Raw genomic sequence first — 24,116 nt, forward strand, 5'->3', positions numbered from 1 at the left:
CGTTGTGGAGTTAATATTTGGAAGAAGAAATGTATATCAATACAGTTACGGAGCGCTCATTCCGTATTTTTGCTCAGGGTATTATCCTCATGTGGGCCTTATGGATTTCTATCGTCTTTTTGACTGATTTTTGTAATCTCATGGTTGGGTTTGATCTATTGCCAGCTGATTTTCCTGCTTCCTCTCATAATCTTGATTGGATTCACCAATTCCTCAAATTGTATTGGCTTGATAATGATCGGATGTGTCTTATCCTGTTTTCAATAATCAACTTATGGGTGATGGCTATCGCAGTGCTCTATTGGCGCGCCTTTATTTCTTACTATACATGTGGGAAATATTATGTATATCGAGTGATGCAAGCATTTATCTTAAATATGTCTTTGTTTGTTTGTTTTTTGGTTACCGATGAAATATTCATTCAGTATCAAGCTGGGCATTCCCATATGAATATGTTGCTGTATATGTTTACCAGTCTGATTGCGTTTTTGTATTTGCTCGATAAAAATAACCAAAAATCGTTAACTTAAACGTAGCACCAAGCAAACAACAGATTAATCTAAATGTTAACTCAATACCTAATTTCTAACCGTTGACAAATTGTAGTTGAATCTCCTATGAGTTGACTAAATTACCTAAATTTCGGAGAACTAAGATGAACTACCTTTACCCTCAGCCATTGAAATTAGGTGATACTATTGGGTTGATTACTCCATCCAGCCCAATGCTTCCTGGCTTACTTGAGAAAGGCACTTTTTATTTACAACAAAAAGGGTTTAAAGTGAAAGTAGGACAGCATGTGTTCGCTAGAGATCGTTTTTTAGCGGGGGAAGATGAATACCGAGCAAGAGACCTCATGGATTGTTTTATAGATAATGAGGTTAAAACGATTATGGCTATTGGGGGCGGCTATGGTTCACAACGGATATTACCTCTTCTTAATTACGAGGTTATACGCGCACATCCCAAATATTTAAGCGGATTTAGTGACACTACAGCGTTACAAGCAGGATTATTCAAAAAAGCGGGAATTATCTCTTGTACGGGATTTGTTTTTGGCGATCTAGACAGGGAACAGCCTGATCCCTTAATTGAATCGACACTTTGGGCGTGCCTCAGGGGGGAGTCTTTCCAAATTCATGAAGGTCAAACAGTGAAGCCAGGCATCGTTCAAGGAAAACTAGTGGGTGGCAATTTGGAGTCCTGGGTTTCATTAATGGGGACACCTTATCAACCCGAAGTAAAAAATTCTATTTTAGTGATAGAAGATGTAGGCGCCGAACCTTATCAAGTTGATAGCCGGCTTTCTCAGCTCGATATGGCTGGTTTATTTGAGGAAGTAAATGGAGTTATTTTTGGCCAATTTGCTCGCTGTACTGCAAAGTATTTCCCTGATCGTGATGGGACTATTGATGATGTGATTGAGGAATGGTCGTTACGGATTAATACGCCGTGCATTAAAAATTTCCCTTACGGACATTTCTCGAGAAGATGTGTTTTACCTCTAGGCAAGGAAGTTCGTTTAGATGCAGCCCAAGTCATAGTAACTATTTTATGAGGCTATCTTATCAATTAGGTGTTTTTATTGTAAAATAATTATACATTATGTTTTATGAGATGGTAAATGTCTTTTAAAAAATTACTCGAAACTCAAAAATTAAAGTTAGATGGAATAAAGGAATCCAAGCAACGCAATGAAATTTTTAGAACAATTCATGAAAATTACCTCAAGGAAATTAGTAAGCTCATAGAACAATTAAATGAAAGCCAGGATGATCAACGTGGAAAAATATTAAAACAAATCAAAGAAACAGATAGACTCTACCTTCAAGCAAAAGGAGTTGAAATTACAGCTCATATTTTATTTACTCGCCATGGGAAATGCAGTACCTGGGGACAAAAGAGATTAGGGTTAAGTCCAAATGCCGCTATTTCCGAAAGAGCTGCAAAAAACATGGAAATAACCAATCAATTGAGTGGCAGGTTATTATTTTATCCTGCAAATCAACATCCGCGTATTGCGATTTCACCGATGAATAGAGCGATGCAAACAGCTGGATTGGTGATTCCTGTAGAAATTAATAATGCACAAATTTCTATTCTTCCTTTTTTAGTAGAAAATAGTATCTCTCCCTCTGGATATGATGTTCGATCAAAAAAAGATATGCAGAAATTATATGATCGACTTTCATTTTGGAAAGCACCTATCCAAAAAATTCTTTTAAAAATATCCATGTGGATTTTTAGTGATGAAGATTTCAAGCAACTTTATAAAAAAAGAATGGTCGCAGCAGAGAACATACAAACTCATGGGATGCCGGTAATTCTCGAATCTGGAGCTGATGGCAAGCCTGACGTTTGTCAAAACTTGGATTATTCCGGTGATAAAATAAAAGATACTAAAGCCCTCATTGAAGGCTTAGAGCAACAAGATTGTTGGTTATTTGGGCACGGAAAGAACTTTAAAACGTTTTTCCAGCATGTTTTAGGTATTGAATCAGATTTTGATTATGGTGAAACACGCAGCGTTTATAAAATAAAATGCGATGGAGAGGCGTCTTCGTTATATCATCCCCCATATGTAATGCTTATTAATCAAGAAACAGGAAAAATTGAAGGAAAATATACCGCAACTTTGAGTATGGCTTCTATGGAGAAAACAACTCACGAACGTCATGATTCTGAAATATCTGATGTCCCACAAGTAATGGCTCAATTAGGTAAGTCTGTTTCTAAAAACATGCAATTAATGGGATTAGAAAATAATAGAAAACTGACTAGCGAGGAGCCTGTGGTTTTTTTTGAAGAACCTGCTCTTGAAACCGGTGAACCCGGAAAAGTCTTGAATAGATAAAACTACAATTATCGGATAGCTGCACATAATTTTGCTTGAATAAGATTAGATTTACCCACACCTTGGATAGATGATAACATTTCAGGGATGATTTGCTTAATGGCCCAAATGGATATTAAATATATGCTTGATGCGATTATTTTTGATTTTGATGGAGTTATTCTTGATAGTGAACCTATTCATTATGAAGCGTGCTGTGAAGTACTAAAACCTTTGGGGATAACAATAAGTTATAGGCAGTATATGGAGAAATATCTAGGCTTGGCAGATAAAGATATGTTTCCTAGGCTACTAAAAAATGAAGGATTTAGTTTTTCCAATACAGAAATTTATCATTTTATTCAACAAAAAAGCACCGCATACATCCATATGATCAATTCAAGTGATTCGCTGCCCTTAGTGGCTGATTTTGAGCAATTTATCTTTAAAATTGCATCTAAAGTGAAAAAAATTGCTATTTGTAGCGGTTCAAGTCATAGCGAAATAATGGCCGTTCTTTCTAAAGTAAGACAGGGAAAACTACGCGCTTATTTTGATACTATCGTTACAGCCGAAGATGTTCAAATCGGAAAACCTTCACCTGAGGGATACTTATTGACAGCTAAACGATTAGATGTTTTACCATCCCATTGTTTGGTGATAGAAGATACTCCTCATGGAGTAAACGCAGCAAAAGCTGCCGGAATGCAAGTTATTGGTCTCATGACTACTTATGAGCGACAGCATTTTTTTACTGCAGAACGAGTGGTTACAGGCTATAGGCAATTGTTGGCCAAAATTTGGTAATTAGCGCTGCAAAATGTGAGATAAACCATAAATTACTTAGTAAATATGAAGGTTATTGTTGGACTAATTTTTTTCATCATGGGAGGCATGGGGCAAGCTATGGATCTGGAAATAGTAACTATAGAGCAACCTGAGTATCATCAGGTTCTTAAGCATCAGGCTCAAGCAGTGCAGTTTCCATTGAACCAAGCTGATAAAGACTTAATTGAGGCAATGAAAAACAAATTACAAAAACTTGGTGGGGTAGGTCTTGCTGCTCCCCAAGTTAATTTCCCGAAACGGATCATTGCTATTTATATTCCAGAAGAAGCTACATTATTACGTGATAATGTGAAACGCTTCTATCCCATGCATATTATGATAAATCCAAGTTACACACCTGCTGAAGGTTCTGCGATTCAACATGATTTTGAAGGGTGTTATTCTGTAGCCAGTAAGTCTGGGAAAGTACCGCGCTATGAACAAATTAATGTGAGCTATTATGATGAATTAGGCCAATTTCATCAGCAAACAGAGGAAGGCTTTTATGCCCGGGTTTTGCAGCATGAAGTAGATCATTTAAATGGGTTTTTAATTCTTGATCGTTTAACACCCGATTGTGTGCAAGGTTCCGTAGAAGAAATGCTGGCTTTGCGTCGCGTTTCATTGTCTCCAGAAAAGAGAGCTCTTTTTGATCAGATCATGGCGAAAAAAATGAAAAAGTAGGCGTTATTTTTTTAATAATTCGGCTACGCTTTGAATGTTAAATTGAGTTTTTGCTTGCTGGTAACCTGCATCTGTAATTTCTTTATATTTTTTAAAATCTAATATACCAAACTGTTCTACTTTTAAAGAAATGCCATAATCTGCCATGGACATTACTCGGTCTGTGTTTTGTTGGGAACTAATGGTTAATAATTGTAAAACTAATTCGCCTAAGCTTATAGGTAACGTTTTTCTCCCCAGAAATTTATTATAAAGCAATTTCCAACCAGAGAGTGAATAGGGCAATGGTGTGGGTTGGAATGAATGCTTACTACTAATGTTAGACGCAATAATTTTACTGCTGTTAGAATAGCGCCTCATTACATCGATAGGTATATTGTTGAGCACCCCTCCATCGATGAGTAGTTTGTCATTAAAAGCTACCGGAGGATAAATAAAAGGTAATGAAATACTTGACCGTATCGATTCCCATAATAATCCTCTATCATGTACGTAGGAATTTTGACTAATTAAATCAGTAGATACGCAAAAATAGTTAAGCCATAAATCCTCAATTTGGGTTTTTTCACCGTAAAGTCGCATAAGATTGTCAGCAGCTCTTTTTCCCGCTGCTATTGCAATATAAGGAAAGGTAAAATCTATTTTTGCCCCTTTAATTAAATACTCCTCAACTAAATCGAAAATTTCACTGGAGGTATATCCCATGGCAAAAGTAGCAGCGAGCATGGCCCCCATACTTGTTCCGGCAATATAATCGACAGGAATCCCACGTTCCTCTAATAAGCGATAGACACCAATATGAGCTAATCCTCGCGCTCCTCCGCCACTTAAAACCAATGAAATTGTATTGTCTGTGAAAATACGCATCATACGTGAAATACCCGCTGTTGTATTTTTGCGAAGATGATAATGTGCATTTACGGATCTTTGCTGAAGCCAATTTTGAGTGTTATTTGGACGCGTTGCCGTATTATGCAAAATTAATAAAATACTTCGTTTTGCAAAATGGTGTTGGCTTTCTATAATATAATGCTCTACTTCCGATAATTCAAAATCATGCTCCTCTGCGATCGCTAAAAAAGCAAGTGAATCAGCTTGACGAATACAAAATTTAGTCCAATTTGTTAGTGTTTCATCCGCAAGATAAAATATAAAAGAAAACTCCTTTTCTTGTTGGTTAATCCATAAAATTCCCTCATTGCTCATGTTGCCATCTGCATCCAAGAAGTTTTTTTGAATTTCCAAGCAGCGACTGGTTAATAAAAGAATTTTTTCTCCATAGGAGTGGCGAAAAATGATGTCTTGTAATTGAAATTCAAAATCTGGTATTGGTTTAATGGGTATTATGGCGATTGATTTATTGCGAGAGGAGGGAGGAGGAACACCTTGTAGAGAATTGGTAAGCCGTTTGATCGTAAATTGCGTGATTTTATTTAATAATTCAGGGTATGTTTTGCTTAATTTTAAGAAATTATTTTTTGATAATTTTAAAATAATACTATCACGTAATGTATATACATTAGCAGAGCGAGGCAAATCAGATAGAAGTGACATTTCCCCAATAATGGAACCTTCATTCATTTCACCTTGATAAGTTACATTATCTTCTGCATCTGTGACCTGGTAGAAAAGCCTGCCCTTGATGAGAATGTAGAGATCATTTGTGAAATCTCCTTTTTTTATAAGCAAGGCATCGCCAGTATGAGATTCAACCTCTAGTGTATGAGACAGTTTTTTAAGACAAGCGTCACTAAGGTTGCAAAAAGGCTCATACATTTTTATGAAGTCATAAATTTCTTTTTCTGTGAATAAGGAATGATTCATTTTTATAATTATTACTCATCTCAATTATTATTTTTATTATAGACTTTGTTTTTGAAGCAGGCATACTTTTAATGATTAACTTAATCAATGAAGCTTATAGTCGAATAGCTTGTACAGGATGTGAACGTTGTTTAATATTTAAAGCCTGATTAATATTCATACCAATAAAAGTTATTCGTTAAATTATGCGACATGTTCTATTGGAAGGGCTATGATAAATTCAGTTCCTTTTCCTGGGGCGCTGTTTACTGAAATAGTCCCGTGATGATCTTGAATAATGCTGTAGGAAATAGATAAACCTAAACCTGTTCCTTTTCCTATAGGTTTAGTGGTAAAAAAAGGTTCAAAGATCTGGGTCATTGTCTCTTTATTCATTCCAGCACCTGTATCGCGTACACTAATTAGAATTTTGTCATTCTCCTTGAGAGTGCTGATGGTAATTTCACCATGATCAGAAATGGCTTGTGCTGCATTTGTAATAAGGTTCATGAACACTTGATTCATTTTTCCCGGAAAACATTCTACCTCAGGAATATTGCCATAGTTTTTATTGATAGTAATACGATCACGAACCAGATTGTGTAATAGCGTTAACGTAGAATCTATGTTTTCATGAATATTAACCCATTTCAATTCACTTTCATCAAGTCGCGAAAAAGTACGTAGATCTTTTACAATATTTGCTGTCCGTCTAGCACCTTCTTCAATGCCATTAAGCAGATCGTGAATTTCTTTCAAAGTAAAAGCGAGGTCAATTCCCTGACAATATTTTGTGATTTCTAATAATTTCTCTTGTATAGGAGTCTCAGAAGTAATTTCTCTATATTTATTTAATAACTGAAAGATGTCTTCAAGATCATTTTTTAATGGGCCAATGTTTGCCGAAATAAAATTAATGGGGTTATTGATTTCATGGGCGATTCCTGCGGTCAGTACTCCTAGAGAAGACATTTTTTCAGCCTGAATTAATTGAGCTTGTGCTTGTTTTAAAGTATCTAATGCATCATTAAGCTGGCTGTTTTTTTCATTTAGATCTTGAGTACGTTGTTTTACACGAGATTCTAATTCGATATTCACTTTCTGAAGCTCTTGTTGTGCTTTTCTATGTTCAGTAATTACTGCTGACAGTATTAATGTGGTAAAAAATATAATGGCAACAAATGATTGTAACAGTAATATTCGTGTTGAAAGATCAATGATACCAAATTGATAAACAAATATATCGAGCCAAATCCCAGCTAGAGAAGTTAAAAAAGCCACGATTATCGCTACTCGTGTATTGAAACGTACAGCAGCTAAAACACAGAATGGGAGCAAAGTAAAAGCGAGACGAGGATGACTCAACTTATCGAGTATACTGATTGTACAACCTAATAAAATAACTAAGACGCTAAACTCAAGAAATAACCTCCAGTTAAAATAAAATTTATTATGATACCACGTCATAATGAGAGGGGTTACCACAAGAATTCCAATTGAGTCACTAATCCACCAAATAAACCAAGTTTTAATCATTAATTCCGGGGTAATCAAGCCAAATACAGCTAAACCAATAGTGCTTATAGTACAGCTCGTAAATGATAAGAGAAAATCACCTCCGAATATAAAAATTAAAATATCTCTCACTGTATAAAAAGGTGTTTTTGTATGAGTATAGTATTGAATAAACTTAGCAGCCCAAATCGCTTGTAATCCAGCGCCAATGCCTACAATTGAATCAGCAATTAAGTTTTGCCAGGATATTATGTCCCCTACTTTAATGGTGAGAATTGCTGATGAAAGTGCGATACCCCAAAAAACGTGATTGCCACACCAAAGTACCATCGCTAAAGCGAAACCCGCTTGAAGCCAAAGAGGGGATACCATTGCGTCAGGAATAGCCCAAATATTACTTATAAACCCCATCATTGTATAAAAAAAAGCTGTAATGACATTCTGATGGAACATTACCCACAGTTTTTTTTTATCATGCTCCATGTTTTCTTCCGACGACTCTATAAAGTTTAATTTTTTCTTCTTTGCCTCTAATCACTTGAGGTTCTAATTCTTCAATGATGATTTCATCAGCAATTGGTTTATAAGTCGTTTCGCTAATCAACAAAGTATTGGGTTTGTGTTTGGTCAGTTCTTCGATTCGTGAGGCAGTATTTACGGTATCGCCAATAGCAGTATATTCCATGTGGTCACTGGTTCCTACATTACCAACAATAACCTCTCCTGTATTTATCCCAATCCCTATAGTGATGTCACGGCCAAGTTCGTGATGGAATTTATTGTTAAATTCTTTTAATGCATCTATCATAGCTAAGCCAGCAAAGACAGCATTTAATTGGTTATCAATATGAGATACAGGCGCTCCAAATAAAGCTAGAATTCCATCCCCAATTAATTTATTAACGCTCCCATGATGGTTTCGTATTATTTCGGTCATTAATTCAAAATAAGCATTAAGTATTTCTACTGTCTTAACAGGACCTAACTTGCCAGAGATCGTGGTAAATTGACGAATATCCATAAACATTACAGAGACAATACGATATTCACCCTGAATTAAAGAGCCTCCGTCTTGGTCATGCAGTATTTCATCTACTATGTTTTTAGGAACATATCTTTGAAATAGATCCATAACCCGTTTTTGATAGGATAATTCATAGTTTAGTTTTTCAACTAAAGACATTCGTTCTTTTTCAAGATTCCACATTTTTAGACCCGTATCAATATCCATTTTTAACTCAATTGGATCCCAAGGTTTTGTAATATAACGAAATACCCTCCCAGTATTTATGGCTTTTATAATCGCCTCGATATCTGTAAATCCTGTTAAAATCATACGGATGGTATTAGGATATTCAGGAATAATGGATTCTAAAAATTGTACTCCCGTCATCTCAGGCATTCTTTGATCAGTAATGACAATTTGAATATTATTATGACGCATAATTTTTATACCTTCGCGTCCTGAGGTAGCAGTAAACACATTGAAGTGACGACGAAATGTTGCTACAAAAGCGGTAAGATTATTCACTTCATCGTCAACATAAAGAATGTTATTTTTTTCATTATTCATAAGAGCTCATTTCGAAATAAATCAAAAACTTTATAAATGTTATATAGTCTATAGGTTAAGTTAGCAGGACTGTCAATGGTTAAAAAATAACCATGTAGACCAATTTTGGTTCTTTATTTTCAAGGAGGCAAACTTGACAAAATTAAATATTACTTCCTAAAATGCTAACGGGTAAATCATATTTTGCCTTTAAGCTTATTAACTAACTCTAAAAGGAATTAATTATAATGAACAAGATACAATTAACAGGCGTTGCTCTTGCTCTTGGTGCTGCTTCTATGTTTGCTCTAGCCCCTGCTTTTGCTAATGACGCGTCTACTGGCACAGTGAAATGCCAAGGTGGTAATGCATGCAAAGGACAAAGTTCATGCAAAACTGCTGATAATGCATGCAAAGGCCAAAATTCTTGTAAAGGAAAAGGCATATCTGAAGTGAGTAAAGAAGATTGTGACAAAGCAGGTGGTACTGTTGTTCAATAATTAGATAAATAATAGTATGAACCAGGCATGTATATTTCATGCCTGGTTTTTTATTGGGTTTAATGATGAATACCCCACAAAATAAAATTGCTCCACGCATGCCTTTTCTTGGTTTTGGTCTGGGATTACGACCTGATTATTATGAAGAAATCTTGACACAAAAACCTGATTTAGATTGGTTTGAGATATTAACTGAAAATTATCTCGTTCCCGGTGGCAAACCACTTTATTATCTTGATCAAATTCGCACCCATTACCCTATAGTAATGCATGGTGTTTCTCTTTCATTAGGTAGTTCAGATCCTTTAGATCGTGATTATCTACAGCAATTAAAAAATTTAGCTTCTCGAGTTGAGCCAGTTTGGATTTCTGACCATTTATGTTGGACTGGAGTTAATGGAGTTAACGCTCATGATTTATTGCCTATTCCATATACGTGTCAAGCAGTAAATCATATTGTTTCTCGCATCCATCAAGTTCAGGAATTTTTAGGTCGCCCCATTTTAATTGAAAATGTATCCAGCTACCTTACTTACAAACAATCTGAAATGACAGAATGGGAATTTATTCTAGAAATTGTGAATAAAGCAGATTGTTATATTTTGCTCGATGTAAATAATGTTTATGTGAGTTCTATAAATCACCAGTTTGATCCTCTGGATTATATTTTTGCCATGCCTGCTGAGCGGGTGGCTCAAATCCATTTAGCGGGTCATTCCAATCACGGCCATTACATTATCGACACCCATGATGCACCGGTAATTGAGCCTGTTTGGGATCTTTATGGAGCAACGTTAAAACGATTGGGGGCTGTCTCAACTATGATAGAGCGAGATGACAATATGCCACCATTAGTTGATTTGCTTGCAGAAATAAAGCATGCTCGGGAAATTGCCGAATCTGTAACCCTTGAAGAGGTGCTTTCATGACAGAACTTCTGCATTTACAAGAGCAATTTCAAACGTTTTTATTATCAGGTCAATCAGATATTTTTAATTCAATTGTTCAAACTGAACTGGTTTCAGCAGATACCCGTTTAGGTATTTATCGTGATGCTTATCAACTGCGATTGATCGAATGTTTGTCGTCTAATTTTTCTGCGTTACATTCTTATTTAGGTACAGAGCAATTTAATGAGCTTGCTACACTTTATATTAATACACATCCCTCATCTTATCGCTCTATTCGATGGTATGGAGATTTGCTCCCTGATTTTATTAAAAACCAATATCCTGAACACCATCATTTAGCCGAACTGGCTGATTTTGAATGGAAAATGAGTTTGGCTTTTGATGCTGTGGATGCACACGTGGTGCAGGTTGAAGATATGGCTTCAGTTCCTCCAGAAGCATGGGCAGGATTACAATTTATTCTGCATCCTTCTTTGCAACGAATCAACTACGTTTGTAATACAATTCCTCTTTGGCAAGCCTTGGTTCATGAGCAAAAATTGCCTGAGCTACAACAAAGTTCGGAGTCTACTCCATGGATTGTGTGGCGTAAACCTGAATACCTTATCCAGTTTTATAGCTTGTCTTGTGAAGAGGCTTGGGCTTTAGATAATTTATCACAAGGTCTTTCTTTTGGTGCTTTGTGTGAGGGCTTATGCCATTGGATAAACCCGGAGGAAGTAGGAATGCAGGCCGCTTCCTATTTAAAAGGCTGGATTCAAAACGGCATGATATCGCAGTTGTTGCTCCCGGAATAATTTTAGTGTCTCTTAGGGTAAGCCTCTTAGTGAAATGATGGCTTTGAGTATGTTCCGCAAAAATAATAGGACAAGATCTTTAAGAAAGCCTGATTTCCCTGTATCCATGAAAAAAATCTCTCATGCCCGCGCAGGCGGGTAACCATCCTTCAAAAATGATCTAATGAGCCAATCAAGCCACTAAGGATTATTTTGCTCAATCAAGTTTGTTTTCGACTCAGTAATGTAACAATAGGAGGTAATATCGAAATAAAAATAATCCCATAAATGACTAGAGCGAAGTTGTCCTTAATTAATGGGATGGATCCCAAAAAATAACCAAGACTTAAGAGACTGGCAATCCATATAAATGCGCTTATTAAATTATATAGAGTAAAACGAATAACACTCATTGTTCCAATACCCGCCACAAAAGGTGCAAAGGTGCGTATAATAGGTAAAAAACGCGCGAAAACAATCGTTTTTCCCCCATGTTTTTCGTAAAATGTATGAGTTTCTTGTAAATGCTTTTTATTGAGGAGCCAAGATTTTTCAGCCGAAAAAATACGAGGTCCCAGTAAACGCCCTATTAAGAAATTGATTTGATTTCCGAATACCGAAGCACAGAAAAGTAATAAAAACAAAATAAAAACATGTAATGGATTGCCAGGCTGAGCAGCAATGCTTCCAGCAGCAAAAAGCAAGGAATCTCCGGGTAAAAAAGGAGTTATTACTAGACCTGTTTCGCAAAAAATTACAGCGAATAAAGCTAAATAAGTCCAAAATCCATAGTTTGACACAAGAGTGTTTAGATAAACATCAATGTGAATTATATAATCCAAAATATTTAAATGCATTTTATATAAAATTGAAATAATAATGAATAAGTATTCTTACATACTTATTTGTTAATTTAAAACATATATTTTTACGCGAATTTGCTCTTCTTTTGCTATCCTTATAGAATATTCATTACAGGGAGCATGAAATGACGCAAAAGAACAATTCATCTCATAGTTCCATTAATCCTAAACATAGACAAAGTGACTCAGGAAATCCAGGAAATAGGTATACTAAGAGGAATCGTCTACCTAAGGAAATGGATAAAAATGCTGAAATCAAGAAAGTAACTAAGAAATCAAATTCATGAATACATTATTTCATCTTGCATTTCCAGTGCATGATTTAGCTTTAGCTAAAGAGTTTTATCATTATAAATTAGGGTTTTCTTTAGGACGAGAATCCGAAAATGCATTGATTTTAAATTTCGGTAGCCATCAAATTGTGGCTCATAAAGTAGATCTAACTCTTCCGTCTCAAGAAGGAATCTATCCAAGGCATTTTGGTTTAATTTTTCTTGAGCGAGATCATTTTGATGGCTTTATCACAAGAATTAAAATGCAACACATTCCTTTTGAAATTTCACCTAAAACACGATTTAAAGATACTCGAATTGAGCATCAATCTTTTTTCTTGAAGGACCCTAGCAATAATTTGCTCGAGTTTAAATATTATGCATTTGCTTCTGCTATTTTTGGGGAGCACGATTACAAAAAAATTGGGGAAGCTTCCGGGCATGAGTAGCAAAGGTCCATTGCCACCTTGCCCATGGTTTTATTGCATCATTCTGTTGCAATAAAACATATTGGATTAATTTTAGGCGAGCGGGCAAAGTCTGCAGGAGCAATAAATCCCTCTTGGTTATAATCTATAGTAATTCCAACAGACTTATAGCAAGTATATACATATTCAGAACAGATAAATGCATGGGAAGAAATGACTTCGGGGCTTGTTTTATCAAAACCAAAAGCATTCATTCCTATGCGTGCAGCAATTCTTAGAATTTCTTCTGTATTGTAGGGATACCCCAGCAGATCAACTGCCTGTTTTGAAAGATTTGCAAAGGAATTAATTGGAAAATCCTGATACCGGGCAATCATTATTTTTCCAGGATATCCTTGTCCACTGCCATTATAATTGCGTACATAATTGCTTAATGCAACAGTGCGGACTCCTACAGTTTCAACACTTTCCATGATCATGATTCGGTCAATTGCTTCCAGCCGAACAATAAATGCAACATGACTCCAAACACTATTTGTTGCTCCTTTAATCATCGAAGACATCAATGAGTTTCCTGAAGCAAATAAAAGGTCTCCTGTTTTTATGGTATCCCTGATGTGCTCATAATTATTGGTATTCACATTAGGAAATGTTTCTTGAGAAAAACCATTCATAGTTACTCCTCTTCATTAGGTTAAATACGATGGGTACGACCCTTAAGAATAGTTAATTAATTTTATATGCAGGGATCGTGGGTTGCGGTGCTGGTTTATATTGAATTTGACAGGTTGTTTCTGTTGATTCAATAATAATTTCATCTTTATCTGCGCTAATAGTCATTTTCCCCGTATAATATTTACTCATTCCTTTGACAAAAGCCTGTTGTGCATCTGATGTGGTTGGAATTGCAGGCACAAAATGAGTCAAAACCAAATGTTTTACTCTGGCTTGTTGCGCCATTTTCGCAAGTTTTAATGAGTCAGAATGATAGTTCTTGGTTTCTAACGAAAATGCTGCATTCAGTTTATCAACTTTTGCTATGGCTTTTTGATATATCCCCTGGTTTAACGGGTTACTAAGCACTTCATTAATTAAAATATCAGCATCCTTAGCGTGAGTGGCTAATGCAGGGTTAACTTTGGTATCGCCACTGATGACTATTTTGCATCCTTTGTAGTGTATAACATACCCCAACGCTGGATAGACAGGTTCATGAGAAACGGGAAACGCAGTAATTTTAATGTTTGGAGTATCATAAATGGTGTGATCATGTTTTACTGCATCCACTAATTTAGCTATCCCAAATCCTAATTGCGGATCTAATCGCCCCTGGCTGTTGGAGGCACGGAAAATGACATCCAGTTGATAGGCTTTTGCTAATCCTTTTATTACTTGTTTTACTCCATAGGGCCCATAGACATTGATAGGTTGATTTCGTCCATTATTCCAAGAGGCATTAATTACCTGCCCTAAGCCACTGAAATGATCTGAATGCCAATGAGTGATAAACACATTATGAATCGCAGCATAAGGTAAACCCATCGATGCTAAAGTTTGTGATGTTCCTTCACCTGCATCAAAGAGCATGAATTGTTTATCGGCAATTATAGCAAGACAGGCAGGTTTACGAATATTTTGCATCGTTACCTCTGGATCGCCAGTCCCACAGAGATAAAGATGCATCTTACTATCAGTCAATAAATCTTTTTGAAAGGGCGTTTCTAGATATAAAGCAGCGAAGGATGAACGAGTAGATATGAGCAAAATAAGACCAAGCATTTTAAAAGAGTTTTTTAGCATGAATAAAATCCTTAAAATTTAGAGCAAGGAAACACTTCGGTCCAATTGTAAATTTTCCAATTGCCTAATCGCCAATCGTCAAACCCTTTTAAGATAGGCTGACAGGAAGGGACATCTAAACGCACAAATTCTACATTTATTATGGCTTGAGTCGAAGCAGGTTTTTCTTTAGATATATGATTTTCTTTTGATTCAGTTTTTAAAGTCTTTAATGCGTATAAATGAGTAATGCCTTTTATTAAATCTATCTCAATATCCACATTAGAAATTGGATAAATTACTTGATCAACATGGTTTTTAATGAAATTTATAATGTTACTCTTGCCTTTGATAGGCTAATCAGCGTAAGGGGTAATGAAACAACTTTCTGGTGTATCTAGCCAGAGTGCATCAATATCACTAATATTTTGGTTTGCCATGCTGTGCATGTACTGTATCAATAAATGAGATAAATATTTTTTTGTTTCTCCGAGTCGTGCCATGTATTTTTTATGATAATCCAAGGTTTCTTCAATTAAAGCTCGGGTAATGGGATTAAGCTTAGTTTTTAATTAGAGTAAGCGTTGTTGTAATTCATGGGAAAGTTTATTAGGGTATTGCTGTAGCATCAGCAAAGCAGGCATCATCCTACCCTCTTGTTGCTCATCAGCAAACCAATCTGCTTCTGGAAAAAAAGAAAAATATAATCCTACTGCCATCATATTGGTAATAAATCGTTGATCATTTATAGTGTTCTGAATTTCAGGATGATTGGCATCATTCACACCGTTATCAATTAATGCTTGATATTTTTTTGCGTTATCAAATGTCGCTAGTGATGTTCCTTTACGATAAAATGTTCCATTTTCAGTAATCATGCCTTGTTTGTTGTCAGGGATTAGCTTGTCTGGATCAATTGCAATAGTGGGATTTTTCATGATGCAGACCTATTTAAAATTTTATCAATCATTTTCTGCAAATGGGGCACCAAATTAGCAGATTTTTCTTTTAATTGTTTCACAGTTTCTGGGGTAACGGCTTCTGGTTGTTGCGTAAAATAAAGCAAAATAATCATTATTCGCCCTTGGTTATCGCTTTACAACCACTCCTTAGGGGAGAAAAAACCGATGATGTCTAAAGCTTTCAAAGAAGGTACTAGTTTGGATTCGGTCTCAATAATTTCCAATAGATTTTTTTTCTTGATTGGTCGCGCCAAGTTTTGATAGTTCATCAAAAAAGTAAGCATTAATCATGCTTACTCCATATGAAGCTGCGCGAGTAAAGGAGCCATCTTTTTGCACTTCACCAATTTGGTTATCCGGTATCCATTTTATGGTCATAGATTGATCTCAGATGAATTAGATGAAAATTTATTTAAAAAAATAACTTAATAAGATATAACCAAAAGTTAAACCATCAAAGTAAATTCTGCTTCGGGCACACTTGTTTCAACTCCATATATTTCTGCAAGCTTACTATCAAGCATCATTCGAAGGTTGGTATGTGATAAATACTTTCTCTTATTGTGATTTTTATGATTCTTATTGTGATTGAAAAGAGCAATTCACTTATGAAAATGACAGCAGCGTCTAAACCTGGATTGCAAGATAAATTAAATGCCCTTATTCGGCATATAACCTAGAAGATTCCTATATCTTTATTTTTTAGTAGTAAGTAATCTATCTGCGAACAATTTTTTATATTAAGGAAAATAATGCCTAAAATTATGGATCATATTGTGTTAAATGTAAGAAATATTGATGCCATGTTGCGATTTTATGTGGATGTACTGGGATTATCCTCCGAGCGGGTTCAGGAGTTTCGTGCGGGGCAGACGCCTTTTCCGTCGGTTCGAATTAACGCTGATACGATTGTTGATTTATTTCTAATCGATATGAAGTCTAGAGAGAAAAAAGACCAGTCGCATATGAATACTTTAAACCATTTCTGTCTTTCTATGGACAAAAAGGAATGGGAGGAATTACAGAAACGAATTACTTCGCATAATATTCCCATTGAAGAGGGACCTATAGAACGCTGGGGAGCTCATGGATCTGGGATCTCTATTTATATTTTAGACCCAGAGAATAATAAGATTGAGCTTCGATATTATCCTTAGTTGCTGGTAAAGTTCGAAGGGGGGACCCGGAGTGTAGGCTACAGATAATCCAGGGATACTTGTAATATGCAAATATCTCAAGGATATTTAAATTTCATAACTGATTTCCTCTGCAAAGAGGATATAATAAAAAGTGTTATTATCTCTATCTATTTCTTCGTTAGTTACTGTGTCAAAAGATAATATATATTCATCAGATTCTGTTTTTTGCTCTGGAGATTTAAATTTATAATCGTTTTTTGTGCTTAAATAATTCGTTTAATTCATTTCTAATATCCTCAATAGGTTTCATAATTTCCTCATGAGAACACTAACATGAGGCTAATGTGAATTTTGAATAAGAATTTTATTAGATCCTGTCTATGTCCCCATCGTTCTGGCTGGTAACTGTTTATGTATAAGATATAGCCTGGATTGAGCGAATTAATATCTCGACTTCTCTAATCGCAATTATCGATTACAGAGTAACAGCAGAAAGTGTCAGAAAGTTTTATCTCTCCTAAGAGATAAAAAAAGCCTATCACTTCGAACGGAAAAAAACTGGAAATACTTTTTTAAATAGTTGGCATATTCAGCCCAGCAATATTCTGGGCTGAATATTAAAATTTTAAAATTGAAGAACTAAATTTCTGCTAAATTCCCTTTCGTTTCCAACCAGACTTTTCGATCACTCGCTCTTTTTTTATTGAGCATCATATCCATAATCGCTTCGGCATCTCCTTGGTCACCTAGAGTGAGTTGAACCAATCGCCGTGTGTTCGGATCCATAGTCGTTTCACGTAATTGTATCGGATTCATCTCTCCTAACCCTTTAAAGCGTTGAACATTAGCTTTAGCGCGATTTGTTTGGGTTAGGTGGTTAAGAATACGATTTTTTTCTTCATCATCTAGCGCGTAATAAACTTCTTTTCCTGCATCAATTCGATAAAGGGGGGGCATCGCAACAAATACATGTCCTGCTTGGACAAGGGGTTTAAAATGACGTAAAAATAAAGCACAAATTAATGTTGCGATATGTGCTCCATCTGAGTCGGCATCCGCAAGAATGCATAATTTACCATAACGAAGCCCGCTGAGATCGTCAGAACCAGGATCTACTCCTATAGCGACGGAAATATCATGAATTTCTTGGGAGGCTAAAACTTGAGAGGAATCTACTTCCCAGGTATTAAGAATTTTTCCTCGCAAAGGTAAAATTGCTTGGAAGTCCTTATTACGTGCTTGTTTTGCCGAACCGCCCGCGGAGTCTCCTTCGACTAAAAACAGCTCGGCTTGGCTAAGATCAGTTTGCAAACAGTCAGCCAATTTACCAGGTAGGGCAGGTCCCTGGCTTACTCGTTTTCGAGCTACCTGTTTTGCTTGCTTTAAACGTTTTTGTGCCCTCTCTATTGTTAATGCAGCAATTGCTTCACCCTGATTACGATGTTGATTTAACCACAGCGCAAAAGCATCTTTGACTACATTACTGACAAAAGCTGAAATTTGGCGAGAACTCAAACGTTCTTTAGTTTGTCCTGCAAATTGTGGCTCTTTCATTTTAACAGATAACACGTATTGACAAGGCTCCCACAGATCATCTGCAGTGAGTTTTACGCCACGGGGAAGCAAATTTCTTAATTCGCAAAACTCAGCCATCGCATCAAACAAACCTGAGCGTAAACCATTTACATGGGTGCCGCCCTGGACAGTTGGAATTAAATTCACATAACTTTCACTAAAGCCTGTGTTTGCTGTATTTGACCAAACTAAGGCCCAGTCAACGGTTGCCTCATCGCTTTTAAACTCTCCAGTAAACGGCTCTTCAGGTAAGTAATCTCCATCAGGTAACGATTGATTTAAATAATCAATAAGACCTTTTTCATAGCACCAGTGCATTTCCTCGTTGTTTACTTTATTGATAAAAGTCATGGATAAGCCAGTACAAAGTACTGCTTTTGCTCTAAGTACATGCATTAAATGTTTGATTGAAATACGGGTCGTATCAAAATACTTGGAATTAGGCCAAAAACGAATAGTAGTTCCAGTATCTCTTTTTTTTGTTAGGCCTACTTCATTTAATTCACATAATTTATCGCCATTAGCGAACGACATTTGATAAACAAGTCCATTGCGCTTGATGGTCACATCGAGGCGTTCGGAAAGTGCGTTAACAACAGAGACCCCGACTCCATGTAATCCACCAGAAAAGCTATAGTTTTTATCGGAAAATTTACCGCCCGCATGCAGGCGGGTCATGATGACCTCGACGCCACTTAATCCTAATTGTGGATGTAAATCAACAGGCATACCGCGCCCATCATCTTCGACTTCAATAGAGCCATCATCATGGAGTGTGACGCGAATATGGCTGGCAAAACCGGCTAACACCTCATCCACGCTGTTATCAATGACTTCCTGAGCCAAATGATTTGGACGAGTCGTATCGGTATACATACCGGGACGACGCTGAACGGGCTCAAGTCCACTTAAGACTTCAATTGCTTGGGCAGTGTAGTTTTCTGACATGGGCATATCTCAAATATAAGTTAAGTCTATTGTAACAATTCAGCACAGCTTCAATGAAAATATAATCAAAATTGAGGTGAATAGTTAAGGTTTATTTTACCACATATTATGCTACAGTAGTTGAATATTCCTTTGTAAATCTATATTAAAGAAGCTTTTTTTGGCAAGTAGAAAACGAGGCATTATCAGAAGAAATATGCAAAAAAAGAGTGTCGAAATTCATCAATTATCGGTAGTATTTCAAGATCATCGAAAGATAGTTCCAGCATTAGATCAACTCAATTTTAATTTACATCCAGGTGAAACCTTGGCTTTATTGGGTGAATCGGGTTGTGGCAAGTCCCTGACTTCCCTGGCATTAATGCGTTTACTACCTAAATCAGGTGCCTATGGAATAGAAAGTCAAATTTATGTGGATGGACAAGATATTCTTGATTTATCGGAATACATGATGAGGCAATTAAGAGGCCGCAAGATTGCAATGATTTTTCAAGAGCCAATGACGGCATTAAATCCAGTAATGACTATAGGGGAGCAGTTAGGAGAAGTTTTAACCAAACACCATTCACTTACCTCTCAAGAACTAGAAAAATCGTTATTATCCCTCCTTCACGAAGTAGAAATGCCTCATCCTCAAATCAAAATTCACCAATATCCGCATCAGTTATCAGGGGGACAGAAGCAACGGGTAGTCATTGCAATGGCCTTAGCATGTAAGCCAGATATTTTAATTGCAGATGAACCAACAACAGCTTTAGACGTGACGGTTCAAGCACAAATACTTAACTTATTAAAAAAAATACAAAATACTCGCAAGATGGGCATGCTATTGATCACTCATGATTTAGGTGTAGTAAAAGCAATGGCCACTCATGTGAGTGTGATGTATGCAGGTCAAATAGTAGCCCAATCGCCCATAGAGGAATTTTTTTCACGACAGACGCAACATCCTTATGTTCAGCAGTTGCTAGATTCCGTGCCTTCTTTTGCAAAACGAGAAGAGCGTTTGTCTGTCATTTCTGGATGTGTTCCTACTTTGGATGAAATGCCTTCGGGTTGCCGATTTCATCCTCGTTGTATTTATGCTTTTCCACGATGTCAATTGGAGCAGCCGCAATTACAAGATTTAAAGGGGCAACTTGTGCGGTGTCATTTATATCCTGAGCTGAGTGAATTACCTCCTTTAGAAAAAAATAAAGTAGAATGGAGCCCAACTAATAGTGAAATGAATACTATTTTACATGTCACGAACTTATCTATTGCTTTTGTTCAGAAAAAAAAGATATTTAGTCGTCATAAAGAGTGCTTAAAAGCAGTTGATGGTCTTTCATTTCGGTTGCACCAAGGAAAAACTTTAGCATTGGTGGGCGAGTCAGGTTGTGGCAAAACAACAACCAGCCGCGCTTTATTGCGTCTACTACCTGTTGTTGGTGGAGAAATACAGTATAAAGGTCAGAATGTATTAAAGCTAAGGGGGCGAGCGTTAAGAGAATATAGAAAAAAAGTTCAAATTATTTTTCAGGATCCTTATTCTTCTATGAATCCGCGTATGACGGTTGGGGAAATCCTTGCTGAAGGGATGTATGCTCAAGGGATGGCACATTCATTCATTCACAAAAAACAAAAAGAACTATTAAATCATGTTAACTTGCCAAGTACCAGTTTACAGCGATATCCGCATCAATTCTCAGGTGGGCAAAGACAAAGAATTTGTATTGCCAGGGCGTTGGCCACCGAGCCGGACATCTTAATCTGTGATGAGCCTACTAGTGCTTTAGATGTTTCTGTTCAGGCGCAAATCCTTAATTTATTAAAAGAATTACAGCAAGAAACAAGAGTCTCCTATTTGTTCATTACTCATAACATGGGGGTCGTTTCTTATATTGCCGATGACGTGTTGGTTATGAAAGATGGAGTCGGGATCGAATTTGGTCCTTGTGCAACTATTTTACAACATCCTAAAGAGGCATATACACGGCAGCTTTTAAATGCTGTATTAGATATTTTTTGACCATAGTCGTTTGATAATAAAAAAATTTTTCCATTATTGCAGGAACGGATGAAAACGAAAATATAAAAAATAAGATCGAATTTAAATTCGCAAAATTTTTAAAATCTGTTTCCAAATATTGAGGTTTTTTTTAATAGAGTCTGTTAATATGCGGTGATAATGATATTGAAAAGGAGTTTTTTCATGAAAAAAATGGTGGGCTTGTTGTTTTTGTCAACGAGCTTTTTAATAGGTAGTGCCCAGGCAGGAACAATGGGACCAACGAAACCTGATTGGACTTGGGTAGGCACCTTTAGCGCTGGTCCTGTATGGGGAGCGAGTGCAGAAACCCAGACCATTGAGTTAGCTCCAGATATTGTCAAGACATATACAATGGAAGAATCTAATGACGCTATTTTTGATGGAGAAGTTTTTTTAGGTATTCAAAAGACCTTGTCGCAAACACTTCAAGGTCAACTGGGTGTTGCCGTTGGCTTCACGAACAATACTTCATTGAATGGAAGTATTTGGGATGATGCTGATCCAGAGTTTGACAATTTTATCTATAGTTATAAGTTACAACATACTCATGTTGCTGTAAAAGCAAAATTATTGGCGGAAATGGGCCTTGTGGCTATGCCTTGGGTGAGTGGTAGCATCGGAGTTGGTTTTAATGATGCCCATGGATTTAATAATACGCCTATCATTTTTGAAGCACTGCCTACCCCTAATTTTGCATCACATACTGAAACAAGCTTTACCTATACAGTGGGAGCTGGCTTGCAAAAAGCACTGAATGAGCATTGGCAGGTAGGAGTTGGGTATGAATTTGCTGATTGGGGTAAAAGCAGGTTAGGTCGTGCTGAAGGTCAAACCTTAAACTCAGGCCTATCTCTTAATCATTTTTACACCAATGGTGTTTTATTTAATCTCACCTATTTAGCATAAAGACAAAAGATAGGGCCACATATAGTGGCCTTTAGAAACCGCCATAAACAAAACTGACTTTTCTCCAGTGCGTTGAGTTTTATAAGCTACAGATTGTTCAATACTAAACTATAATCAACATTAAGAGATATCAAATTTTGGACTGAAAATGTTATCTCATGATGTGATAAAAGTCATTGAGCAAATTGGTGAAAAAATCGAGACTAATGAGCTTGACTTATTAACTTTTGAAGACATCAAAAATGCATGTTTTATGGTGATGGGACACATAGAACATTTAAAAGCCAACAATAATTTTGCTCTTTCCGAACATGCTCAAAAAGACCTACAATCTTATAAACGTATTGTTTTGTCTTTGGTAGAATTGCAGGCAAACTTTATAGACATGAATAAAAATAAAATATTGGGAAACTATATTGCTGATTTAAATGACATACGCGATACGATTTATTCTATTCCTACTCTATTAGGTTTGGATTATAAAAATCAAACCGAAAAAATTTCTGATCATATTTTTAATATGATCGTCCGAATCAACAAACTTAAATATAAGCTTCTGGAAGTGAATTGTTTTGATAGAGCTCAAATGGCGCATGCAGAATTTGCTCAGGAAATTATCTCATTATATTCTAAAGTACTTGAAATACATCATGCAGCTAAAATGCGCTACTCTGTTGTTATCAAGGGATATTTTGAAGCGATGCAAGAACATTTCGATTTTTATTTAAAAGAAATTACATATTTCCGTAATCTTGAAATTATCAACACAAAATGTTTGAGTTATTGTGTCATGGATTACCTTCCTAAAAATATTCGTCATTAATTGTTCTGTTCATGATTTGTCACTTTATGATACATTATTTAATAGGTTAAAACGTCAATGAGCATGGATTTGTGTGGTATAAACGAGAAGCTGAACATTTAATTTTGCATTTATATGTTCAGCCTGGAGCCAAAAAACAGAGATTGTGGGTATATATGAAGGAGCGCTTAAAATTCGCTTAAATACTCCGCCAATTGAAGGTCGTGCTAATAAAGAATTATTAAAATATGTTGCTCAAATATTTAAAGTACCATCAAGCCAAGTTATTTTAAAGCGTGGCGATAAATCCAGGCACAAAGTACTTTGGGTAAAGAACTGCTTAGTAGATCCAAGTATTTTATTTTGAATCAATATTTATATTCTCGCAAAGCATAAGACCTGATCCTGAGTAGAAACCAACGATTAACAGACTAAAGTCTGTTAGCGATTCAGATTTGGATGTTCCGCGGCTTGTGCGCTGAATCCGGTTTCGATCTTATTAACCAATGTGGTTTATTTTGACCATTCTCCTGGAGCCCGTGAGCAGCTCGCAGGACATAGGAGTTGAATAGCAGGTCCCAGCATTGCTCGTTAAATTGCTTATCTGGATGCTGTCAGATTAAGCGCTTCTTGTGCAGTGTCACATTGTAAGGGCGCACATTTCTCATTGGTTCTATTAAAGAACGTTGCGTTTGCAGGTGAATAGTCTCTTCTAGTGTCCATTTTTTCTGCTTGGAAACGAATCCATATTCGATACAAAATTTTGGATAGGAATCAAAATCTTGATGTAAATTAAAGTCGAGACGACTTGGTTTATATATGGCTTTATATTGACTCCAATAATTGTCCCGAGAAAACGAATAACCACTAAGGGGGAAAAATAGATTTTCATTGAGGTACAGAGTAGGTCCACCGCCCGCTTGAATGTACATTTGTATTTTATCTTTATATTGTATTTTAAAATCGTTATACATGCTTGCTATAACTAAAGAACAGCAAGCTGGAAAA

Annotated in this window: 26 protein-coding genes and 1 pseudogene; 15 read left to right on the forward strand and 12 right to left on the reverse strand. The window is 36.3% G+C overall.

Features of this window, described 5'->3' with window-relative positions:
• Positions 1 to 29 precede the first annotated feature (29 nt).
• From EL220_RS03670 to def, 5 genes are all read left to right on the forward strand, one after another.
• Positions 30 to 530: a hypothetical protein gene (locus EL220_RS03670; protein ID WP_035906039.1), complete on the forward strand. Its 501-nt coding sequence runs from the start codon at positions 30 to 32 to the stop codon at positions 528 to 530.
• A 125-nt stretch (positions 531 to 655) separates the two neighbouring features.
• On the forward strand, positions 656 to 1,558 hold the full coding sequence (locus EL220_RS03675; protein WP_027271075.1) for a S66 peptidase family protein: 903 nt from the start codon (positions 656 to 658) through the stop codon (positions 1,556 to 1,558).
• A 66-nt stretch (positions 1,559 to 1,624) separates the two neighbouring features.
• Entirely contained in the window at positions 1,625 to 2,854 is a 1,230-nt protein-coding gene (locus tag EL220_RS03680; RefSeq protein ID WP_027271074.1) for a histidine phosphatase family protein, read from the forward strand.
• Positions 2,855 to 2,977: 123 nt separating this feature from the next.
• Positions 2,978 to 3,640: an HAD family hydrolase gene (locus tag EL220_RS03685; RefSeq protein ID WP_027271073.1), complete on the forward strand. Its 663-nt coding sequence runs from the start codon at positions 2,978 to 2,980 to the stop codon at positions 3,638 to 3,640.
• Between the two features lie 99 nt (positions 3,641 to 3,739).
• Positions 3,740 to 4,345 carry a peptide deformylase gene (gene def, locus EL220_RS03690; protein ID WP_027271072.1) on the forward strand — a complete coding sequence of 202 codons (606 nt, stop codon included), beginning with the start codon at positions 3,740 to 3,742 and terminating at the stop codon, positions 4,343 to 4,345.
• Between the two features lie 3 nt (positions 4,346 to 4,348).
• On the opposite strand, the gene EL220_RS03695 is transcribed toward def, so the two are convergent.
• The 3 genes from EL220_RS03695 to EL220_RS03705 form a co-directional block, all read right to left on the reverse strand.
• A complete protein-coding gene (locus EL220_RS03695) occupies positions 4,349 to 6,169 on the reverse strand; it encodes a patatin-like phospholipase family protein (protein WP_027271071.1) in 1,821 nt (606 codons plus the stop codon).
• A 183-nt stretch (positions 6,170 to 6,352) separates the two neighbouring features.
• Complete coding sequence (locus EL220_RS03700) at positions 6,353 to 8,146, reverse strand: ATP-binding protein (protein ID WP_027271070.1); 1,794 nt, start codon at positions 8,144 to 8,146, stop codon at positions 6,353 to 6,355.
• Entirely contained in the window at positions 8,136 to 9,236 is a 1,101-nt protein-coding gene (locus EL220_RS03705; RefSeq protein ID WP_027271069.1) for an adenylate/guanylate cyclase domain-containing protein, read from the reverse strand. Before EL220_RS03705 ends, EL220_RS03700 begins: the two co-directional genes overlap by 11 nt.
• 227 nt (positions 9,237 to 9,463) lie before the next feature.
• On the opposite strand from EL220_RS03705, the gene bufA2 reads away from it, so the two are divergent.
• The 3 genes from bufA2 to EL220_RS03720 all read left to right on the forward strand — a co-directional run bounded on the left by bufA2 (position 9,464) and on the right by EL220_RS03720 (position 11,423).
• The gene (gene bufA2, locus EL220_RS03710) at positions 9,464 to 9,715 is read left to right on the forward strand and encodes a BufA2 family periplasmic bufferin-type metallophore (protein ID WP_027271068.1); all 252 of its coding nucleotides are present in this window, start codon (positions 9,464 to 9,466) and stop codon (positions 9,713 to 9,715) included.
• 65 nt (positions 9,716 to 9,780) lie between these two features.
• Positions 9,781 to 10,644: an MNIO family bufferin maturase gene (gene bufB / locus EL220_RS03715; RefSeq protein WP_027271067.1), complete on the forward strand. Its 864-nt coding sequence runs from the start codon at positions 9,781 to 9,783 to the stop codon at positions 10,642 to 10,644.
• Entirely contained in the window at positions 10,641 to 11,423 is a 783-nt protein-coding gene (locus tag EL220_RS03720; RefSeq protein ID WP_027271066.1) for an HvfC/BufC N-terminal domain-containing protein, read from the forward strand. Before bufB ends, EL220_RS03720 begins: the two co-directional genes overlap by 4 nt.
• 200 nt (positions 11,424 to 11,623) lie before the next feature.
• Here the strand turns inward: EL220_RS03720 and EL220_RS03725 are convergent, their stop codons facing one another.
• A complete protein-coding gene (locus EL220_RS03725; RefSeq protein ID WP_027271065.1) occupies positions 11,624 to 12,259 on the reverse strand; it encodes a DedA family protein in 636 nt (211 codons plus the stop codon).
• 131 nt (positions 12,260 to 12,390) lie between these two features.
• Between EL220_RS03725 and EL220_RS18125 the strand changes: the two genes are divergently transcribed.
• Both EL220_RS18125 and EL220_RS03730 read left to right on the forward strand, forming a co-directional pair.
• Positions 12,391 to 12,552, forward strand: coding sequence for a hypothetical protein (locus EL220_RS18125; RefSeq protein WP_155833969.1), 162 nt, complete (start codon positions 12,391 to 12,393; stop codon positions 12,550 to 12,552).
• Positions 12,549 to 12,986: a VOC family protein gene (locus EL220_RS03730; protein ID WP_027271064.1), complete on the forward strand. Its 438-nt coding sequence runs from the start codon at positions 12,549 to 12,551 to the stop codon at positions 12,984 to 12,986. The genes EL220_RS18125 and EL220_RS03730 overlap by 4 nt, the downstream gene beginning before the upstream one ends.
• Positions 12,987 to 13,024: 38 nt before the next feature.
• Here the strand turns inward: EL220_RS03730 and EL220_RS03735 are convergent, their stop codons facing one another.
• The 6 genes from EL220_RS03735 to EL220_RS18565 all read right to left on the reverse strand — a co-directional run bounded on the left by EL220_RS03735 (position 13,025) and on the right by EL220_RS18565 (position 16,084).
• Positions 13,025 to 13,639, reverse strand: a complete 615-nt coding sequence (locus EL220_RS03735; protein WP_027271063.1) for a YiiX/YebB-like N1pC/P60 family cysteine hydrolase — start codon at positions 13,637 to 13,639, stop codon at positions 13,025 to 13,027.
• 52 nt (positions 13,640 to 13,691) lie between these two features.
• Positions 13,692 to 14,765 (reverse strand): MBL fold metallo-hydrolase, encoded by a 1,074-nt coding sequence (locus EL220_RS03740; protein WP_027271062.1) that lies wholly within the window; start codon positions 14,763 to 14,765, stop codon positions 13,692 to 13,694.
• Between the two features lie 335 nt (positions 14,766 to 15,100).
• Positions 15,101 to 15,268 carry a hypothetical protein gene (locus tag EL220_RS18550; protein ID WP_232002606.1) on the reverse strand — a complete coding sequence of 56 codons (168 nt, stop codon included), beginning with the start codon at positions 15,266 to 15,268 and terminating at the stop codon, positions 15,101 to 15,103.
• Positions 15,269 to 15,316: 48 nt separating this feature from the next.
• Positions 15,317 to 15,682, reverse strand: a complete 366-nt coding sequence (locus tag EL220_RS18555; RefSeq protein ID WP_232002607.1) for a hypothetical protein — start codon at positions 15,680 to 15,682, stop codon at positions 15,317 to 15,319.
• The gene (locus EL220_RS18560) at positions 15,679 to 15,819 is read right to left on the reverse strand and encodes a hypothetical protein (RefSeq protein WP_232002608.1); all 141 of its coding nucleotides are present in this window, start codon (positions 15,817 to 15,819) and stop codon (positions 15,679 to 15,681) included. Before EL220_RS18560 ends, EL220_RS18555 begins: the two co-directional genes overlap by 4 nt.
• Before the next feature lie 97 nt (positions 15,820 to 15,916).
• The gene (locus EL220_RS18565) at positions 15,917 to 16,084 is read right to left on the reverse strand and encodes a hypothetical protein (RefSeq protein ID WP_232002609.1); all 168 of its coding nucleotides are present in this window, start codon (positions 16,082 to 16,084) and stop codon (positions 15,917 to 15,919) included.
• A 374-nt stretch (positions 16,085 to 16,458) separates the two neighbouring features.
• Here EL220_RS18565 and EL220_RS03755 point away from each other — a divergent pair, with 374 nt between their 5' ends.
• The gene (locus EL220_RS03755; protein WP_027271061.1) at positions 16,459 to 16,863 is read left to right on the forward strand and encodes a VOC family protein; all 405 of its coding nucleotides are present in this window, start codon (positions 16,459 to 16,461) and stop codon (positions 16,861 to 16,863) included.
• Between the two features lie 621 nt (positions 16,864 to 17,484).
• Here EL220_RS03755 and parE read toward each other — a convergent pair.
• Positions 17,485 to 19,368, reverse strand: a complete 1,884-nt coding sequence (parE, locus tag EL220_RS03765) for a DNA topoisomerase IV subunit B (RefSeq protein WP_027271060.1) — start codon at positions 19,366 to 19,368, stop codon at positions 17,485 to 17,487.
• A 196-nt stretch (positions 19,369 to 19,564) separates the two neighbouring features.
• Here parE and EL220_RS03770 point away from each other — a divergent pair, with 196 nt between their 5' ends.
• From EL220_RS03770 to EL220_RS03785, 4 genes and pseudogenes are all read left to right on the forward strand, one after another.
• Complete coding sequence (locus EL220_RS03770; protein ID WP_027271059.1) at positions 19,565 to 21,379, forward strand: ABC transporter ATP-binding protein; 1,815 nt, start codon at positions 19,565 to 19,567, stop codon at positions 21,377 to 21,379.
• Between the two features lie 183 nt (positions 21,380 to 21,562).
• The gene (locus tag EL220_RS03775; protein ID WP_027271058.1) at positions 21,563 to 22,306 is read left to right on the forward strand and encodes an outer membrane protein; all 744 of its coding nucleotides are present in this window, start codon (positions 21,563 to 21,565) and stop codon (positions 22,304 to 22,306) included.
• 148 nt (positions 22,307 to 22,454) lie between these two features.
• Positions 22,455 to 23,129, forward strand: coding sequence for a hypothetical protein (locus EL220_RS03780; RefSeq protein WP_027271057.1), 675 nt, complete (start codon positions 22,455 to 22,457; stop codon positions 23,127 to 23,129).
• Positions 23,130 to 23,200: 71 nt separating this feature from the next.
• Positions 23,201 to 23,475, forward strand: a pseudogene (locus tag EL220_RS03785) (DUF167 domain-containing protein).
• Between the two features lie 247 nt (positions 23,476 to 23,722).
• Here the strand turns inward: EL220_RS03785 and EL220_RS03790 are convergent.
• Positions 23,723 to 24,040, reverse strand: a complete 318-nt coding sequence (locus EL220_RS03790; protein WP_128130820.1) for a hypothetical protein — start codon at positions 24,038 to 24,040, stop codon at positions 23,723 to 23,725.
• Between the last annotated feature and the right edge of the window lie 76 nt (positions 24,041 to 24,116).

This window comes from Legionella sainthelensi, from assembly GCF_900637685.1.
GTDB lineage: Bacteria > Pseudomonadota > Gammaproteobacteria > Legionellales > Legionellaceae > Legionella > Legionella sainthelensi.

Coding starts and splice junctions, on each gene's coding strand:
- EL220_RS03700 (WP_027271070.1), bottom strand. CDS start 8,146: ATGGAGCATGATAAAAAAAAACTGTGGGTAATGTTCCATCAGAATGTC.
- bufB (WP_027271067.1), top strand. CDS start 9,781: ATGAATACCCCACAAAATAAAATTGCTCCACGCATGCCTTTTCTTGGT.
- EL220_RS03730 (WP_027271064.1), top strand. CDS start 12,549: ATGAATACATTATTTCATCTTGCATTTCCAGTGCATGATTTAGCTTTA.
- EL220_RS18125 (WP_155833969.1), top strand. CDS start 12,391: ATGACGCAAAAGAACAATTCATCTCATAGTTCCATTAATCCTAAACAT.
- EL220_RS18555 (WP_232002607.1), bottom strand. CDS start 15,682: ATGAAAAATCCCACTATTGCAATTGATCCAGACAAGCTAATCCCTGAC.
- bufA2 (WP_027271068.1), top strand. CDS start 9,464: ATGAACAAGATACAATTAACAGGCGTTGCTCTTGCTCTTGGTGCTGCT.
- EL220_RS03770 (WP_027271059.1), top strand. CDS start 19,565: ATGCAAAAAAAGAGTGTCGAAATTCATCAATTATCGGTAGTATTTCAA.
- EL220_RS03790 (WP_128130820.1), bottom strand. CDS start 24,040: ATGTACATTCAAGCGGGCGGTGGACCTACTCTGTACCTCAATGAAAAT.
- EL220_RS03720 (WP_027271066.1), top strand. CDS start 10,641: ATGACAGAACTTCTGCATTTACAAGAGCAATTTCAAACGTTTTTATTA.
- EL220_RS03755 (WP_027271061.1), top strand. CDS start 16,459: ATGCCTAAAATTATGGATCATATTGTGTTAAATGTAAGAAATATTGAT.
- EL220_RS03680 (WP_027271074.1), top strand. CDS start 1,625: ATGTCTTTTAAAAAATTACTCGAAACTCAAAAATTAAAGTTAGATGGA.
- EL220_RS03735 (WP_027271063.1), bottom strand. CDS start 13,639: ATGAATGGTTTTTCTCAAGAAACATTTCCTAATGTGAATACCAATAAT.
- EL220_RS03695 (WP_027271071.1), bottom strand. CDS start 6,169: ATGAATCATTCCTTATTCACAGAAAAAGAAATTTATGACTTCATAAAA.
- EL220_RS03705 (WP_027271069.1), bottom strand. CDS start 9,236: ATGAATAATGAAAAAAATAACATTCTTTATGTTGACGATGAAGTGAAT.
- EL220_RS03780 (WP_027271057.1), top strand. CDS start 22,455: ATGTTATCTCATGATGTGATAAAAGTCATTGAGCAAATTGGTGAAAAA.
- def (WP_027271072.1), top strand. CDS start 3,740: ATGGATCTGGAAATAGTAACTATAGAGCAACCTGAGTATCATCAGGTT.
- EL220_RS18565 (WP_232002609.1), bottom strand. CDS start 16,084: ATGACCATAAAATGGATACCGGATAACCAAATTGGTGAAGTGCAAAAA.
- EL220_RS03775 (WP_027271058.1), top strand. CDS start 21,563: ATGAAAAAAATGGTGGGCTTGTTGTTTTTGTCAACGAGCTTTTTAATA.
- EL220_RS18560 (WP_232002608.1), bottom strand. CDS start 15,819: ATGATTATTTTGCTTTATTTTACGCAACAACCAGAAGCCGTTACCCCA.
- EL220_RS03725 (WP_027271065.1), bottom strand. CDS start 12,259: ATGCATTTAAATATTTTGGATTATATAATTCACATTGATGTTTATCTA.
- parE (WP_027271060.1), bottom strand. CDS start 19,368: ATGTCAGAAAACTACACTGCCCAAGCAATTGAAGTCTTAAGTGGACTT.
- EL220_RS03685 (WP_027271073.1), top strand. CDS start 2,978: ATGCTTGATGCGATTATTTTTGATTTTGATGGAGTTATTCTTGATAGT.
- EL220_RS03740 (WP_027271062.1), bottom strand. CDS start 14,765: ATGCTAAAAAACTCTTTTAAAATGCTTGGTCTTATTTTGCTCATATCT.
- EL220_RS03675 (WP_027271075.1), top strand. CDS start 656: ATGAACTACCTTTACCCTCAGCCATTGAAATTAGGTGATACTATTGGG.
- EL220_RS03670 (WP_035906039.1), top strand. CDS start 30: ATGTATATCAATACAGTTACGGAGCGCTCATTCCGTATTTTTGCTCAG.